The organism is Larkinella rosea (genome assembly GCF_003858635.1).
Classification (GTDB): domain Bacteria; phylum Bacteroidota; class Bacteroidia; order Cytophagales; family Spirosomataceae; genus Larkinella; species Larkinella rosea.
In genome coordinates this window covers 1,148,652-1,164,589 of record NZ_RQJO01000008.1, presented here as the reverse complement: position 1 = coordinate 1,164,589, position 15,938 = coordinate 1,148,652, and the positions used below count along the sequence as shown (strand labels likewise).

The following is a 15,938-nucleotide window of genomic DNA, read 5'->3' as shown; positions in this document are numbered from 1 at the left end:
GCTGAATGAATTAATGTTCTTTGGCCAGATAGGCGTCCAGATCTTTTTGAGTGATGGCTAATTTTTTGGGGTATTTGCCCACCCAGGCCCGGAATTCATCCTTGATCTTGACCGACCAGTCGCCGTGAATCTCGCCCGAGGGGTATTTTCCCTGCTGCAAAAGTACACGTTCAAACTCGTCCCGCAAGGCCGTCATTTCCGAAGCTGAAACTAATCCTTCGACGAGGTGGGCAGGGATGAAAACCACGCCGTATTCGTTCGCAAACACAACGTCGCCCGGAAAAACTGTCACCTCACCGATGCGAATCGGGGCGTTGATGGAGGTCGGGGTCATGTCTTTGATGTACGACGGATCGTGGCCTTTTACCCAGGCATTAAAGCCTTTGGTATCTTTCAGTTCCTGCATGTCGCGCACCGAACCGTAAAAAATAACGCCCTTACCGGTTTTGCCCACAATGGCATTTCCGAGACTCGAGCCAATTAAAGTTCCGTCTTTGATTTTGCCGTATCCATCGGCCACGTAAATGTCACCTTTCGTTAGAATGTCGATCGGCCAGATGTTGATCCCGCCTTTTTGCGAACGGCCTTCGGCTTTGCCCTGCTTCCTGATCAGGCTGTCGAGGTCGGGCCGGGTTGGCATAAATTGAGCCGTAACAACGCGACCGGTCATGGTTTCTCCCGGTTTGAGAATCACCCAGTTTTTTTCGACCTGGTTGCGGTAGCCTTTGTTCCCCAGATAGCCCCAAATCTGTTCCAGTGTGCAGTTTTGCAGCCGTTCCAGCACCAGATCGGGCACGTTCGGGCGACCATCGGGCAGCCGGGCACCTTTCCATTTCGAGGTTAATTCGGTCACGTATTCGACCGATGAACCAATTCGTTGCGCCTGGGTTGCGTAGCTTCCCGCCAGGGCAATGGCTACTGCCAGCAAAGTTTTCTTCATCATTACGTTAGTAAGGGTAAGGATTGACGAGTCAAAGTCAACCGAAAAAGGCAATCGAATGAGTAAAATACTGACTTCGCCTGGGTTTAGAAAAAATTTGGTTTCTACAGACGGAAAATATGGTTTTTCAGTAACTTTCTCAACAAATTGAATTATATCCAGACCGAAATTTGCTTTTCGATGTAAATACCGACTGAATGAAATAGTATTACCTAAATCCATCTATCAAATCGCATGAAAAAAGTTGACCAATTACTTGAATGGATTAAAAAACACCCCGCCCCAACGGCAAACAACCTCCAGTCGGCCGGTTCGATTTCCGGAGTCGATCGGCGCGGTTTTCTCCGGAACTCAGCCCTGGGCGGTTTGTCGCTCGGCATGATGTTCGATAAAAGACCGGAGCGCGAAATGGAGTTTATCACCCAGAAAGTCAAGCGCGAATCGAAGCCTTCGGAGCTGAAAATCACCGACATGCGGGTGGCGGTTTTGCAGGGCGTTCCGTTTTCGAGCCCCATCATCCGCATCGACACCAACCAGGGGCTCGTCGGCTGGGGCGAAGTGCGCGACGGTGCCAGCGCCAATTACGCACTCATGCTGAAAAGCCGCATTCTGGGCAAAAACCCGTGTAATGTCGAGCAGATCTTCAAGCAGATCAAGCAGTTTGGGGGCCACAGCCGGGCCGCCGGGGGCGTTTGCGGGGTTGAAATGGCACTCTGGGACCTGGCCGGAAAAGCCTATAACGTTCCTGCCTATCAACTTTTGGGAGGTAAATACCGGGATTTCATCCGGCTCTACGCGGATACGCCTGAAGGTAAAGATTACGACGAGTTTGCCAAACACATGGTTCGGCGCCGGGATCAGGGCTACACGTTCCTGAAAATGGACTTTGGTATCGGCATGATTGCCGACACGCCGGGCATGCTGGTGGGTGCTAAAAACTGGAGCGTCAAGCAACAGTGGAACGACTCACAGCCCGGCAAAATGGGCAATTACGCCATGACCAAACACCCGTTCACCCGGATTCAGGTAACGAAAAAAGGGATCGACGCGCTGGCGCTGCACGTGAGCAAGGTCCGCGATATTGTCGGGTATGAAACGCCGTTGGCCGCCGACCACTTCGGGCACTTCGACGTCAATACCGCCATTCAGATCGGGAAGGCTATGGAACCGTTCCGGCTGGCGTGGCTCGAGGATCTGGTCCCCTGGTTCTATACCGACCAGTGGAAACAGATTTCCGACGCCATCGATACGCCCACGCTGACCGGGGAAGATATTTTCGCGAAAGAAGAATTTATCAAACTCATCGACGCCAAAGCCATCGACATGATTCACCCGGATCTGGCGTCATCGGGCGGTTTACTGGAAACCAAGAAAATCGGCGATTACGCCGAAGAAGCCGGTATTCCGATGGCGATGCACTTTGCCGGATCGCCGATCTGTATGATGGCCAACATCCACTGTGCAGCCGCAACGGAAAACTTCGTGGCGCTGGAACACCACGGCGTGGATGTCGACGGCTGGGAAGACATCGTTACCGGCATGAAGCCGATCGTTGACAAAGGCTTCGTACGCGTTCCCGAAAAACCGGGTCTGGGCGTTGAACTGAACGAAGACGTCGCCAAGAAATTCCTCAAAAAAGGCGCCACCTGGTTTGCCCCTACCGATAACTGGAACACCCGCGATTCGGCCGACCGCGACTGGAGTTAGTCTTTTTAATGAACATTGAACAATGAATGGGCTGACGCATACTTTCATTGTTCAATGTTCATTTTCAATTCGCTTTCCCGTAGTTTTTCTCTCCTGCTTTCATTTCCACCGTCAAATGGTTTTCTCTGGGCGGGATCGGACACGCATAGCCGTCGCTGTAGGCGCAATACGGATTGTAGGCTTTGTTGAAATCAATCTGAACTTTTCCATCTTTTAGATCACCCAAACGCAGGTCGAGGTAGCGCCCACCGCCGTAGGTTTCGTGGCCGTTGGTGGCGTCTTTGAACGGAAGAAATAAATAATCGCGGTACTGGGGCAAACGGGCCAGTTGCAGGCTGCGATAAAGCGTCAATTGGTGCGGTTTTCCGTTTAACTGGAAGGTCAACACCGCATAACTGACGTACGTTTTTTTCTGGCCGTCGTAGGTAGGCAATTCAAAAGGTTCGGCAGCGGGTGTGCGCTGAACGGCGGCTTCCACCCGATAATTCGAATCGGGTTCGAAGAAATGCAGATTTTTTAAATCTTCTTTTTTGAGCGGACTTTTTGCCGATTTCAAAAATTCGGCTTTGTATTCTTCCCGATGGGCGGCAATTTGCCGGGAATAATTCGATTGAGAAAAGCCGGAAAGGCTCGCGAATAAAGCGAACAACATTCCGGCTATTCCAGACTTATTCTTCGGATGCATCCGATGCACCGCTGCGTGGTGTTTGCTGATCTGAAACCAGTTCAAATCCGGAAATCCCGTCGCCATAATCATACGGATTGATCGTGAATGTATATTCATGATCCTGGAAATTAAGTCCGATTTTCTGCAGTACACCTTTCAACGGAATGGAATATCCCCGGCCCGTTTTTGATAATTCAAAAGCTTCACTGTCACCAGCTTCCGTCGGAATCAAATACAATGCTTTTACCCCTTTCCGGCGATTAACCGTACCTACTTTATAGTGCGGTTTTGACGGATCGATGCTTAATCCTTCCATCAGTTTTTGCGGGAAAGCCAAGCGACCGGTTTTGGTCACAGACGTCGTGAATGAAGTCTCTTTCGGGGTTACTTTGGGTGCTTCGTCCGTATTGTCTTCCGGAGAAAAAAAGCGGATTTTATTTGGTTTGACTTTCATTGGGTGTGTAAAAAAAATGTTTGTTTGCAAATCTATTGAAATCTATTTAATATCTCTCCATTTTTATTTTATTCTTTATACACTTAACACTCAATTTTAATTCCTAATTAATGTTACCGAATAAGCAGACTAATTACTTATCAACACTTTTTTCAAATGATTGAATCGGAGTAGCTATTAGCAGAAAATACTCAAACAACAACATCTTGTAAATAACAATTCATTGAAAATAATATCCATTAAAGAGCTGTAAAAAATACGGTAATACTCCGAATTTATGAACCCATTATCATTCCAATGTACCCTCATTATTTGTAAACAATTCCGGTTATTGCCTACACTACTTTTACTTAATCTTCCTATAAATTAAAGAACAAATACAAAAACCGGTCGCAAAATGAGGTACAACGCGCAGAACCATTGACCCATTTAAATGTTCAAATCGTCCCTTTGGATAATTATGATAAACATTCCATGTGACCCGCGGTTTAAAAGCCAAGTACAATCCATATAAAACTCAACGATCATGAAAAAAGTAAGCGTATTCCTGCTGCTCGTGCTGGGCACATGGACATTCCAATCGTGTAATACAAGCAGTAACAAGGACAGTGCCGAACAGGCCGAAGATGCCAATGAGAAAAAAGAAATGCCCGAAGATGACTCTGAATTTGCGGTGAAAGCCGCCAGCGGAGGCATGATGGAAGTGGAGTTGGGTAAGTTGGCCGAACAGAAAGCGCAGAGCAAAAGTGTGAAAGATTTTGGTGCCATGATGGTAGCTGATCATTCCAAAGCCAATGAGGAATTTAAAACCATTGCAGCCTCCAAAAATATCACCCTTCCTGCGACGTTAAGCGACGAACATCAAAAGCATGTGGATGATTTAAGCAAGCTATCCGGTGCCGAATTTGATAAGGAATATGTCAAACTAATGGTTGATGACCACAAGGAAGATATCGATTTATTTAAAGATGCGTCCTTCAATGCGAAAGATCCTGATGTGAAAGCCTTTGCCGGAAAAACACTGCCGACACTTCAGAAACACTATGATGCGATCAACGCAATTCATGAAGGAATGAAATAACGGCTTACTAACCCGTCGAAAAGGGGCAAGGGATAATCCTTTGTCCCTTTTTTATTTTTTGTCGTATCTTGGGCATTGGTCGGCGCCGTTGCAGCGAAGCGGTTTTATTTGTTAAAAACCACTCTTTTCCGGCCAGTTTTACATTTTCCTAAACCAACTAAACCGGATGAAGAAAACCGCTTTACAACTGCTCCTCGTTTTTGTTTTATGCCCAGTTCTGCTGATTGCCCAAACCGGAAAAGTACTTGATAATCAGACACTAAAAAGTAAGATTTTGAAGAGTGACCGGAAATTTGCCATTTACCTGCCGCCCGATTACGAAACCTCGCAGCGGACGTATCCGGTTCTCTATCTGCTGCACGGTGCCGGAGACGATCACACGGGCTGGGTACAATTCGGTGAAGTGCTGCACATTGCCGATAAAACCATCGCTGAAGGCAAGGCAACACCGATGATTATTGTCATGCCCGACGCCAACACCGGCCGACGCGGGTATGAAAATGACATTAAAAATGAATGGCGCTACGAAGATTTTTTCTTTGAAGAACTGATGCCTTTCGTTGAAAAAAACTACCGAATTAAAGCCGAAAAGCGGTTTCGGGCGGTTTCCGGGTTGTCGATGGGCGGTGGTGGAACCTTTACCTACGCCCTGCATCATCCGGAGCTGTTTTCATCGGCCTGCCCACTCAGTGCCGCAACCGGTCCATCGTCGATCGAGGATGCCAAAACCCGACTGGCCCGGAATAACCAGACTGCTACCGATGAAGAACTACAGGCTTATTTTAACCGGCAAAGCGTACTGACGCTGATCAATAATGTGCCTGATAATCAGAAAAAAGCCGTTCGCTGGTACATCGATTGCGGGGACGATGATTTCCTGTTTGAGGGAAATTCGCTGGTGCATATTGCGATGCGTAAAAAAGAAATTCCCCACGAATTTCGGATTCGGGACGGCGGCCACACCTGGACTTATTGGCGGACTTCCCTGCCGACGGTTTTAGAGTTTGTTTCGGCCTCTTTCCATCAGTTTTAAGGTTATAAAACGGCGGTTTTCCGGTTCGAATACAGCTTCCTGAACACAGGAATCGCATGCGATACGGCTCACTTTCCCCGGGAAGAGGAAAGTGGCCGCAATCGGGTAACCGGAATGTTTGAGTCGGTTTAAAAAGCAGGGTAACAAGCTGATCTTGAAATCCCCAGATCAGCAAAACCGGTTTTTGAGCCCGCACTTGTCTCCGGCTCCGGAGTTTTTCAAACCCTTCCTGACCCTGCCATAAAGAACAGTTAAAAGTCAGCGCTCCTTTCGCTGTCGACGGGACGAAAACGGTTTTATATACGGTTGATGGATTTGCTTAGCTCGTTTTAATTTATTACCAAAAGAAACTGGTAATAAATACCTAGGCGAAAAATTTAAATATGTATCTAGAAACGAGTGCTGTAGATTATTCCATATTATACTGATTTTTTTAAACGCGGGATCGCTCCGGTTACTCCATTGCCAGGTGTTGGGTACACCTATTTTTTTGATAGTCTCTGAATGACTCATTGCGTTAGGAAATCCGATCGGGTCGCCAAAATCATGTACGACTAAGATTCTATTTTTTAACTACAGCGAATCGATGAATAATTGTACGGTATGCGCATGATTTTGAGTACAATAATCGTACGCTTCCGGTTTGTCGGATATGCCAAAACCGATGTATTCAAAAGCGATACATCGGTAACATTTTGAGATTTATTGTATGAAATTTCTAAATTCGAAAGACCGGAATAACCGTGAATAAACAGAAATGTTTCGCCAACATCTTCGTCGATATGATGGATGCGGTGCCCGTTAATCAATCGGTAGTACGCGTTAGATGAATACTCGTTCGCAGTGAGTCAGGGTGACGGAGTTGAAATTGGTGCAGGCTGCCGGATGAGGTGTCACAAACGGATTGAACCCTACAATCTGGAAAGCCGGCTAAACCAGGGTTTATCTTCATTAAATCAGTTTGCCTGAGAACACGGTTATCGGTTTAGAAACCGGTCGGAAATGGCGACCCAAAACCGGCTTCCTCCGGCGTTACGAACCAGCTGTCTATCGGTATCTTATAAAGATTCCGTTCGCATCAATTTGGCGGTTTTATGCTCGCCGGCATGTCGCTAATTCCTCGGTCTAACGATATACAACACGTTGTTTTTCAGGCAGGGCGCGCTTTTTATATCGTTTCCAAACGCCCAGAATTCGCCGAAATAAATAGCGCAGGAATTCAGAATATTACAGAAATCCGGATTCCTATACGAGGGCTTTTAGGTTAGGTGAACCCGGTAGGTGGTGCGTGGTTGTCAGCGTGATTTTCTGCCGGAATCGCCTGCGGTTCGTCTTGCAACACCTGCTTCCCGATCTGGATTCAGGTGCCCGGGTTTAATCGGGAACCCAAAGAACCGGGCTACTATTGTTCAAAAACATCGGAAAAGTCACTGATTCAGAAGTCGAACGGCCGGGTTTAATTTTGAAAAACCGCCCATTCACCCCGGTTTTCTCCTTGTATTTCCGTGAGAAAAAGTGTTATTTTGCGGGTCTATACATTTGTGTAAAACTAACAATGGCTTTAATTAACAAGATCAGGGAAAAGTCAGGCCTGGCGGTAGGTATTATTGCGGTCAGCTTGATTTTATTTATTGTAGGAGGAGATCTGCTTGGTTCGCGAAGCCTGTTCGGTGGACAGGACCAGAGCGTTGGCGAGATTGACGGACAAAAGATTTCGTACCAGGAATTTAATGCGAAAGTCGATGAAGCCCGTGCGGCTTACGAGCAACAAACCGGTCGGCCCGCTACCGAGCAGGATCAGGTTCAGCTCCGCGATCAGGCCTGGAACCAGTTCATTCTAGACATTGCGTATCAAAAAGAATACGACGCCCTCGGTCTGAAGGTAACGCCGGAAGAACTGGTCGATATGGTACAGGGGAATTTCATCAGCCCGGCCATCCGCCAGACATTCACGGACCCGAAAACCGGCGCTTTTGATAAAAATACCGTCATCAATTACCTGAAGAGCCTGAAAACATTACCGGCCGAACAACAACTGGCCTGGGCGAACTTCGAGAAAAACCTAAGCACGGACCGCACCCGGACCAAATACGAAAACCTGCTCCGGTTAACTTCGTTTGTAACGACCGCCGAAGCCCAGAAAGAATACCAGGCTCAGAACACCCGGGCCGATGCCAAATTCCTGCTGGTTCCGTATTACTCCGTTCCGGATACGACGGTGAAAGTAACCGATAGCCAATTGCAGGACTACCTGGACAAACACAAAGACGAATACAAGAGCTTCAACAGCCGCACGATTCAGTACGTAACCTTCCCGGTTGTGCCCTCGAAAGAAGACAGCACGGCGCTCTACGATCAGATCAAAACCCTGGCGCGCGGTTTGGCTACGGCCACCAACGATTCGTCGTATGCCCGGATGAATTCCGACGTTCAGGCTCCGTTGTACATGACGCTGGGTGAAATGCCCGAACAATTGAAGGCCACTGTTGGCACGTTTGCCTCCGGTGGGGTATACGGTCCTTACAAAGAGGGCAACACGTACTTCATTTATAAATACAGCGGTATTAAGAAAGACACCAATTTCACGGTCCGGGCCAGTCACATCCTGATTCGTGCCGCCGGTAGTGATTCGGCTAAAGCAGCCGCCCGCATCAAGGCCGAAGGCATTCTGAAACAGATTCAGGGAGGAGCTAATTTTGAAGCCCTTGCCGCATCCAACAGTGCCGACGGTTCGGCCCAGCAAGGTGGCGATCTGGGGTATTTCAAAAATAACAACCAAATGGTCAAACCGTTTCAGGATGCGATTTTCGGCTTCAACGGAACCGGTTTGATTCCCCGTCTGGTCGAAACCGAATACGGTTTTCACATCATCAAAGTAACCGAAGCGAAAACCAACACGCTGTACCGGATTTCGACGATCGGTAAAACCATTACGCCAAGCCAGGCGACCCGCGATGAAGTGTACCGCAAAGCGGAGCAATTCGCCACGGAAAGCCAAACAAAAGCTGCTTTTGACGAAAACACGAAGAAAGACAAATCCCTCGTGGTGGCAACGGCCGAACGGATCCCGCAGAACTCGACCAGCGTAAACGCGCTCGGGAATGCCCGTGAACTGGTTCGCTGGGCCTTCAACGATGACACTGACATCAACGATGTTTCGTCGGCCATTGAAGTGGACGATCAGTATGTCGTGGCCGTTCTGACCGGCGAAACCGAAGAAGATCAGGCAACGGTCGATAATTTCCGTCAGGAATTAACCACGAAGGTTCGGAATCAGTTGAAAGTGGATCAGATTATAGCAAAACTCGGTAATGCATCCGGCACGCTCGAGTCCATTGCGCAGAAATACGGCGCCGGTGCGCTGGTTGAAACCGTACCCGATCTGAATCTGGCGACCGGTTTTCTGAAAAGTGCCGGTGTTGACCCGGTGGCTGTAGGTAAAATATTCGGTCTGAAAGATGGCAAACGCTCGAAACCATTTGCGGGCGACGCCGGTGTGCTGATCGTGGAAACAACCAAAGTGGTACCCGCCCCAACCGTTGCCGATTATACGGTTTATAAAAACCAACTGCTGCAAAACGCCAGTGGCCGGGCCGGTTTTATGATCAACGAAGCCATCCGCGACAATGCCAAAATCAAAGATCGCCGGGCTAAATTTTATTAATTGACCGTTCGGTACACACATAAAAAAATAGCTTCCCGGTTCGGGAAGCTATTTTTTTATGCCCAATGATTACCGGTTTTTCAAAAATACCACCAGTTTTTCAAACGCTTTCCCGCGGTGGCTGATCGCGCTTTTTTGGTCCATACTCATTTCGGCAAACGTTTGATCATAACCGTCGGGTAGAAAAACAGGATCATACCCAAAACCGCCATCTCCCCGTGGTTCGGTCAGGATTTGACCTTCAGCCACGCCTTCAAAGACGGAATACTGACCATCAATCACCAGCGTGATCACGGTTCGGAAACGGGCGCTCCGGTTGGATTCGCCGGCCAGATTGGTCAATAGCAGATTTAGATTCTTCTCGTAACTGCGCGGCTGGCCACCGTAATACGCCGAATGCACACCCGGCGCACCGTTCAATGCATCAACTTCCAGTCCCGAATCGTCGGCAAAACAATTGACACGGTAATGATCCCAGACGTGTTCGGCTTTCTGGCGCGAATTACCGGGAATGGTATCCTGCGTTTCGGGAATTTCTTCGAAACAGCCAATATCCTGCAAGGTTTTTAAGGCAAACTGATCGCCGAGCATCGCCGAGATTTCGGCGAGCTTATTCGCATTATTGGTGGCAAAACAAAGCGTCATGGAAAATGAGTTAAAAAAATAGGCTGTCTCGCTAAAGACAGCCTATGAAATTGAAAAGAGAATTTATTTTGAGCTAACAATTTCCATTTCAAATGTAAGTGGAGCATAAGGAGGAATCTTAGTACTACTACCAGCCTGTCCATAGCCCAGTGAAGAAGGTAGGACAATGGTCGCTTTTTCGCCAACTCGCATTTTCACAAACGCTTCATCCCATGCAGGAATAACGGCTCCTGTGCCAACACTCCAGTCTGAACCATCAACACTTGCATCAAATTGATTGCCATTCAAAAGTCGGCCTGTGTATTTCACCTTTGCCGTCTGCCCCGTTTTTACCAGAGCCGAATCAGGATACGCCTTGGTTAGCAAAAAACGCAAACCGGAAGCGGTTTTTTCCGCAGCCGTTAGCCCTTTGGCCACCAGATAATCCTGAATTTGCTCTTCTTCCGTCCGAACGCTAAGGACTTTAATATCGTAACGAACGGGCGTATAGGCCGGGAGCAGCAAATTACCGCTCTTGTTGTCGGTCGGGTCGTAAGGAGCCAAAACGATGGCTTCTTCGCCTTCTTTCAGGAGTTGCAGGCCGGTATAGAGCCGGTTTGTAATCACGCCCGGCGTGGGTGCTCCAATGGTTACGATACCTGGTTTTTTCGCGGCTGTTTCACTACTGTCGACCACAAGCCCGTCCAACCGCTCCTGCAAAAAATAATACTGAACCTCATCACCGACTGCCGGAACCTGACCAGTCGGTACATCTTTTGTCTTTGCAATATATAGACCGGTTACATCATCCTTAACCGCATTCAGATTATTTTTAGCGATGTACGCCTTAATCTCATCCTCGTTTTCGCGTCGTTTGCGGTCGTTCAGGGCTTCGCCCGGGTCCGGCGCACAACTCAACTGCGCAATAAATAACCCAATCAGCGAAACGGCAAAGCTCCATTTCTGCCAATTTTTCGTCATTTCCATCTCAATCGTCTATCTAAATGCGTTTCTTCTTCTCACACGTCCCACCCACTGTGTAAACAACGAACCCGACACAAATCTGGTATCGGGTTCGTTGTCAGATTTAGGAAATTACCGGCCGCCCCCTTGTGGCATGGTCGGTGGCGTTGGCGCAGCACCTTTCTTGATGTCGACCAGCTCCACGTCAAACATAATCACGGAGTTAGGTGGAATTGCACCCGGAGCACCTTCAACCCCGTAAGCCAGTCCCGACGGAATAATCAACGTGCCTTTGCCCCCTTTTTTTAGTTGACGAACACCTTCGTCCCAACCCGGAATAACCGCTCCCTGACCCAGCGGAAAATCGATACCGGCCTGCGTCTGCGGATTTTTATCGGAACTGTCGAATACTTTTCCGTTCATCAGTTTACCGGTGTATTTCACTTTTACCACATCGCCGGAACCCGGATTGGGCCCCGCGCCGGGTTGCGTAATCACATAGTATAAGCCCGATGCGGTTTTTTGACCGGCCAGTTTGTTTTTAGCTGCGTAATCGGCAATGGTTTTTTCATCAGTGCCTTTCTGTTTTTCCCGAACCGCAACCTGTGCTTTCTGAAACTCTTCCATCGACTGAATATCAATCATTTTGATGGTATAGGCAATGTCGGAGCCTTTCGGAATAAAGGGCGGCAGTGGCTGCTGCGACCGGGCGGCAATCGAGTCGGCATTGACGTAAATGGTGGCGCTATCGCCTTTGCTCAACAAAGCCAGACCTTCTTCGAGGCTGCCTTTGAAAGTCGATGCCTGCAACGGTTGTTTCACGGGCGACCCGTTCAGGTAGCTGCTGCCCAGCGTCGAGTCTTTGCTGTTTTTAACCGTCAGGTTAAACGTCATGACATCGCCGACTTTCGCCTTGCGCGTATCTTCAACATCTTCGTGAAACTTGTACTTCAACCCGTTTTCGGTTACTTGCACCCGGTTGTTGTCGCAGGAAGCCAGTACCACTACCAGCAGAGAGAGTTTACTAATGGTTTTGAGATTCATGAAATTAGAGTTTGTAGTTCGTAGTTTGGTTTTAGAATTTGTGGTTAACTACACACCACAAACAGTAATTTATTTAGTTGTTAGGTATTCGGTTTACGGTTTTCAGTTTACGGTGGCGAACACTGAGCGCGTCAGCCACCGTAAACTGAAACCGTAAACTTTAAACTGTCTCCAGCAATTGCTCCTGATAGGCGGGCAATACACTCAACAGTTTTTCTTCCGTTTCTTTCAAGGTCAGCGTCGTTCGGCCACCGGCTGCGTTTTTGTGCCCACCTCCGTTAAAATGCTGGCTCGCCAGGTCACGCACTGAAAAATCACCGACCGATCGGAACGACATTTTTACCTCGTCTCCCCGATCGATCAGAATCGCGGCCATAATCACGCCTTCAACCGCCAGCGCCTGATTCACGAGCCCTTCGGTATCGCCCATTTTCGACCGAAACCGCTTCAGTTCGGCGTCGGTAATGGTAATGTAGGCAAACCGGTATTCCGGCAAAACCACCAGTTTTTCGGACAGCGCATACCCCGTAAAACGCAGTTTATCCACCGATACATTATCGTAAATCCGTCGATGAATGGGGCTCACTTCAATGCCAATGTCGATCAGTTCGGCCACCACCCGGTGTACATCGCCCGTGGTATTGGCGTGTCGGAACGAACCGGTATCGGTCATAATTCCGGCGTAGAGACACTCCGCCATCGGCACATCGACGAGATTTTTATCACCAAACCGGTCGATCAACTGAAAAATAAGCTGGGCCGTTGCCGCAGCCTTCGTGTCCCAATAGGCGTAATCGGCAAACGATTCCGGTTCCAGGTGATGATCGATCATTACCTTCTTGGCCCGCGACTGTCGCACCAGCGGTTCCAGGTCACGGATGCGGTTGATGGCCGAAAAGTCCAGGCAAAAAATGACGTCGGTCTGCTCGAACAACTGACTGATTTCGACCCGTTTCTTTTCTTCAAAAACAATCACTTCTTCGTTTCCGCCCAGCCAGTACAGGTTCTCGGGGTATTCGGTCGGCACAATCACGATCACGTGATGTCCCTTTTTTTTCAAATACCCCGCCAATCCCAGCGACGAGCCCATGGCATCGGCATCGGGGTTTAGGTGAGTGGTAATCAGCACCGTCTGGGGCTTTTCAATCAAATCATGAATGGCGTCGAAGTCTTGCATTTACAAATGAACCCGTTCGGACGGGAGGGTATCAATTCGCAAAATTACGAAGAATTGTTATCTAATCTTTATACCTTTGGAGCCAAATAATATTTTGTTTCACGACCTGATGACGACCAACCGTACATTCACAATGATTAAGCCCGACGCGGTAGCTGACGGCAATTCCGGAGCCATCATTAAAATGATCGAAGAAGCCGGTTTTCGGATTGTAGCACTGAAGAAAATCCAGCTCACCAAAGAACGCGCCGGGCAGTTCTACGCAGTACACAGCGAACGGCCGTTTTATGATGGATTGACGACATACATGTCGTCCGGGCCGATCATTCCGATGATTCTGGAAAAAGAAAATGCCGTGGCTGATTTCCGCAAGCTCATTGGCGCGACCAACCCGGCCCAGGCCGAAGACGGCACCATCCGTAAACTCTACGCCAAATCGATCGAAGCCAACGCCATCCACGGTTCGGATTCGGACGAAAACTCCAAAATCGAAGGCGATTTCTTCTTTGCGGGTATCGAGCAATACTAATTTCTGAACTGGGATTACGCGGATTAAAGGATTAACTAAGATTGACTACCGTAATCTTTTATATCCTCTTAATCCTTTAATCCGCGTAATCCCAGTTCAGAATAGTATTGACAGAAATGCGTTAGCGCACATTCCGGGCATTTGGGCGAGCGGGCAATGCAGACGTAGCGTCCGTGCAGAATCAGCCAGTGGTGTGCTTTGGGAACGTATTGGTTGGGAATGTATTTGACCAGTGCTATCTCGACCGCCAGTGGCGTAGTAGCGGTTTTGGGAACCAGTCCCAGCCGGTGCGATACCCGGAAAACGTGTGTATCGACGGCCATCGTCGGCTGATTAAAAATAAGCGAAGCAATCACGTGGGCAGTTTTCCGCCCTACGCCCGGCATCTTCTGCAGGTCGTCCACTTTCGCCGGCACTTCCGAACCAAATTCCGTCGTCAACACCTTCGCCATACCGACCAGGTGCCTGGCTTTATTGTTCGGGTACGACACACTCCGGATGTAACCAAACACCTCTTCGACCGACGCAACCGCCAGCGATTCCGGCTCGGGAAACCGCTCGAACAGCTTCGGAGTCACCTGATTGATCCGTTTATCGGTACACTGCGCAGACAATATAACCGCGACCAGCAATTCGTACGGATTGCGGTAATTCAATTCGGTTTCCGGCTCCGGAAAGTGAGTAGTGAAATAATCGAGAAACAGCCGAAAGCGTTCTTTCTTTTGCATAGAGCAAAGATAACTCTCTCTGATGAACTCTGATTTACCCTGATTAACTCTGTGTAATAATTTTTATAACTGTTACACAGGGTTAATCAGAGGAAACCAGGGTTTATCGGAGAAAACAAAACCCGTCGGCCTGAGGGTATCAGACGGACGGGCTTGCCGCGTAATTTCTCGAAAAATTCAGGATGTTTTGAACGGTACGATCCGAAGGAGTGCGTTCGATTTTGTTCATCAAACACTTGACTTCGAGCGTATCCAGATAGAAGCTCATTAACTCCGGTTCGGCCATCAAAGCGTCTTCGATCAGAAGATTTTCTTCGGTGGATGTCTCTTCGTAGACATACCGGATTACGTCATCGTTGGTAAAAATTTGTATCATAGTATGGGGAACGTTTGCTTAACTGCTTACGCAAATTAATTAAAGCATAACGCATTCTCCCCAATGCCGTATTGATACTGACTCCGGTTGCATCGGCAATTTCTTGGAAACTCATTTCCTCGTAATGCCGCATAATCAGAACCTGCCGTTGTTGCTCGGGCAACCTTTGAATCAGCTCACGCAGATGTTCATGTGTCTCCTGCCGGATTTGCACCGACTCGATCGAGTCTTCGGCAAATTCCAGCGTATTGAACACATTACTACCATCTTCAAACACTACATTGGGGTAGCGTTTTTCTTTTCTAAAAAAGTCGATAGCCAGGTTGTGAGCGATCCGAATAATCCAGGGCAAAAATTTACCCTCTTCGTTGTACTTACCGGATTTTAATGTTTCGACAGCCTTGATGAAGGTATCCTGCATTAAATCTTCGGCAACGTACTGGTCCTTTACAATCAGATAAATCGTGGTATAAACTTTCGATTTATGGCGCTGAACCAACTTCTCGAAGGCTTTTTCACTACCGCGGATGTACAGGGATATAAGCTCACTGTCGCTAACCTGCAATTTGTCCATTTTCAGTAATCAGTTAGGTAACGTAGAGCTTTGTATCGATAGTGTGTGAGCGTTGGGATTTTTAGTGAAAGATCTGATTGGTTGTCTCAAAGTAAAATATTTTCATTGTACTTTGCAATAGGCGGAAAAATTATTTTCATACTAATCAGTCAAAATACAACACTTTATTGTGTGAATTGTAAAAAAAACTTCAATTCCTGATCATTTCAACATTTCAGCCTTATTCAAGGATTCATTTGTACTTTTTTTACGAACCTATTGGATAGACCCAAAACAATGCCAAAGGGTTTAAAACCGTTCCAATCTTTCAAAAACTTTTTGGGTAGCACTCCTGAATTTTTTAACCGAACTTTGTAGACTACTAATATACGAATTTT

15 protein-coding genes are annotated in these 15,938 nt (G+C 47.9%); 5 read left to right on the top strand and 10 right to left on the bottom strand.

Annotated elements, in window-relative coordinates; all coding sequences use genetic code 11:
- Positions 1-10 precede the first annotated feature (10 nt).
- Positions 11-943: an RraA family protein gene (locus EHT25_RS13560; RefSeq protein WP_124875309.1), complete on the bottom strand. Its 933-nt coding sequence runs from the start codon at positions 941-943 to the stop codon at positions 11-13.
- A gap of 231 nt (positions 944-1,174) precedes the next feature.
- On the opposite strand from EHT25_RS13560, the gene EHT25_RS13555 reads away from it, so the two are divergent.
- Entirely contained in the window at positions 1,175-2,647 is a 1,473-nt protein-coding gene (locus EHT25_RS13555) for a mandelate racemase/muconate lactonizing enzyme family protein (protein WP_124875307.1), read from the top strand.
- 64 nt (positions 2,648-2,711) lie between these two features.
- On the opposite strand, the gene EHT25_RS13550 is transcribed toward EHT25_RS13555, so the two are convergent.
- Complete coding sequence (locus EHT25_RS13550) at positions 2,712-3,398, bottom strand: DUF1684 domain-containing protein (protein ID WP_310588749.1); 687 nt, start codon at positions 3,396-3,398, stop codon at positions 2,712-2,714.
- Complete coding sequence (locus EHT25_RS13545) at positions 3,316-3,768, bottom strand: hypothetical protein (RefSeq protein ID WP_124875305.1); 453 nt, start codon at positions 3,766-3,768, stop codon at positions 3,316-3,318. Before EHT25_RS13545 ends, EHT25_RS13550 begins: the two co-directional genes overlap by 83 nt.
- 526 nt (positions 3,769-4,294) lie before the next feature.
- On the opposite strand from EHT25_RS13545, the gene EHT25_RS13540 reads away from it, so the two are divergent.
- The 3 genes from EHT25_RS13540 to EHT25_RS13530 all read left to right on the top strand — a co-directional run bounded on the left by EHT25_RS13540 (position 4,295) and on the right by EHT25_RS13530 (position 9,546).
- Positions 4,295-4,849, top strand: a complete 555-nt coding sequence (locus tag EHT25_RS13540; protein WP_124875303.1) for a DUF4142 domain-containing protein — start codon at positions 4,295-4,297, stop codon at positions 4,847-4,849.
- Between the two features lie 166 nt (positions 4,850-5,015).
- On the top strand, positions 5,016-5,882 hold the full coding sequence (locus EHT25_RS13535; RefSeq protein WP_124875301.1) for an alpha/beta hydrolase: 867 nt from the start codon (positions 5,016-5,018) through the stop codon (positions 5,880-5,882).
- 1,555 nt (positions 5,883-7,437) lie between these two features.
- Positions 7,438-9,546, top strand: coding sequence for a peptidylprolyl isomerase (locus EHT25_RS13530; protein WP_124875299.1), 2,109 nt, complete (start codon positions 7,438-7,440; stop codon positions 9,544-9,546).
- A gap of 69 nt (positions 9,547-9,615) precedes the next feature.
- Here EHT25_RS13530 and rdgB read toward each other — a convergent pair whose 3' ends face one another.
- The 4 genes from rdgB to EHT25_RS13510 form a co-directional block, all read right to left on the bottom strand.
- The gene (gene rdgB / locus EHT25_RS13525) at positions 9,616-10,191 is read right to left on the bottom strand and encodes an RdgB/HAM1 family non-canonical purine NTP pyrophosphatase (RefSeq protein ID WP_124875297.1); all 576 of its coding nucleotides are present in this window, start codon (positions 10,189-10,191) and stop codon (positions 9,616-9,618) included.
- Positions 10,192-10,254: 63 nt separating this feature from the next.
- A complete protein-coding gene (locus EHT25_RS13520; RefSeq protein WP_185731358.1) occupies positions 10,255-11,151 on the bottom strand; it encodes an FKBP-type peptidyl-prolyl cis-trans isomerase in 897 nt (298 codons plus the stop codon).
- Positions 11,152-11,265: 114 nt separating this feature from the next.
- A complete protein-coding gene (locus tag EHT25_RS13515; RefSeq protein ID WP_124875293.1) occupies positions 11,266-12,177 on the bottom strand; it encodes an FKBP-type peptidyl-prolyl cis-trans isomerase in 912 nt (303 codons plus the stop codon).
- Between the two features lie 160 nt (positions 12,178-12,337).
- Positions 12,338-13,354 (bottom strand): DHH family phosphoesterase, encoded by a 1,017-nt coding sequence (locus tag EHT25_RS13510; protein ID WP_124875291.1) that lies wholly within the window; start codon positions 13,352-13,354, stop codon positions 12,338-12,340.
- 109 nt (positions 13,355-13,463) lie between these two features.
- Here EHT25_RS13510 and EHT25_RS13505 point away from each other — a divergent pair, with 109 nt between their 5' ends.
- Positions 13,464-13,883, top strand: coding sequence for a nucleoside-diphosphate kinase (locus EHT25_RS13505; RefSeq protein ID WP_124875289.1), 420 nt, complete (start codon positions 13,464-13,466; stop codon positions 13,881-13,883).
- A gap of 68 nt (positions 13,884-13,951) precedes the next feature.
- Here the strand turns inward: EHT25_RS13505 and nth are convergent, their stop codons facing one another.
- The 3 genes from nth to EHT25_RS13490 form a co-directional block, all read right to left on the bottom strand.
- The gene (nth, locus tag EHT25_RS13500; protein ID WP_124875287.1) at positions 13,952-14,611 is read right to left on the bottom strand and encodes an endonuclease III; all 660 of its coding nucleotides are present in this window, start codon (positions 14,609-14,611) and stop codon (positions 13,952-13,954) included.
- 139 nt (positions 14,612-14,750) lie between these two features.
- Complete coding sequence (locus tag EHT25_RS13495; RefSeq protein WP_124875285.1) at positions 14,751-14,987, bottom strand: hypothetical protein; 237 nt, start codon at positions 14,985-14,987, stop codon at positions 14,751-14,753.
- On the bottom strand, positions 14,962-15,561 hold the full coding sequence (locus EHT25_RS13490) for an RNA polymerase sigma factor (protein WP_114405445.1): 600 nt from the start codon (positions 15,559-15,561) through the stop codon (positions 14,962-14,964). Before EHT25_RS13490 ends, EHT25_RS13495 begins: the two co-directional genes overlap by 26 nt.
- Positions 15,562-15,938 lie beyond the last annotated feature (377 nt).

Coding starts and splice junctions, on each gene's coding strand:
- EHT25_RS13535 (WP_124875301.1), top strand. CDS start 5,016: ATGAAGAAAACCGCTTTACAACTGCTCCTCGTTTTTGTTTTATGCCCA.
- EHT25_RS13560 (WP_124875309.1), bottom strand. CDS start 943: ATGATGAAGAAAACTTTGCTGGCAGTAGCCATTGCCCTGGCGGGAAGC.
- EHT25_RS13495 (WP_124875285.1), bottom strand. CDS start 14,987: ATGATACAAATTTTTACCAACGATGACGTAATCCGGTATGTCTACGAA.
- nth (WP_124875287.1), bottom strand. CDS start 14,611: ATGCAAAAGAAAGAACGCTTTCGGCTGTTTCTCGATTATTTCACTACT.
- EHT25_RS13505 (WP_124875289.1), top strand. CDS start 13,464: ATGACGACCAACCGTACATTCACAATGATTAAGCCCGACGCGGTAGCT.
- EHT25_RS13510 (WP_124875291.1), bottom strand. CDS start 13,354: ATGCAAGACTTCGACGCCATTCATGATTTGATTGAAAAGCCCCAGACG.
- EHT25_RS13540 (WP_124875303.1), top strand. CDS start 4,295: ATGAAAAAAGTAAGCGTATTCCTGCTGCTCGTGCTGGGCACATGGACA.
- EHT25_RS13550 (WP_310588749.1), bottom strand. CDS start 3,398: ATGGCGACGGGATTTCCGGATTTGAACTGGTTTCAGATCAGCAAACAC.
- rdgB (WP_124875297.1), bottom strand. CDS start 10,191: ATGACGCTTTGTTTTGCCACCAATAATGCGAATAAGCTCGCCGAAATC.
- EHT25_RS13490 (WP_114405445.1), bottom strand. CDS start 15,561: ATGGACAAATTGCAGGTTAGCGACAGTGAGCTTATATCCCTGTACATC.
- EHT25_RS13520 (WP_185731358.1), bottom strand. CDS start 11,151: ATGACGAAAAATTGGCAGAAATGGAGCTTTGCCGTTTCGCTGATTGGG.
- EHT25_RS13555 (WP_124875307.1), top strand. CDS start 1,175: ATGAAAAAAGTTGACCAATTACTTGAATGGATTAAAAAACACCCCGCC.
- EHT25_RS13515 (WP_124875293.1), bottom strand. CDS start 12,177: ATGAATCTCAAAACCATTAGTAAACTCTCTCTGCTGGTAGTGGTACTG.
- EHT25_RS13530 (WP_124875299.1), top strand. CDS start 7,438: ATGGCTTTAATTAACAAGATCAGGGAAAAGTCAGGCCTGGCGGTAGGT.
- EHT25_RS13545 (WP_124875305.1), bottom strand. CDS start 3,768: ATGAAAGTCAAACCAAATAAAATCCGCTTTTTTTCTCCGGAAGACAAT.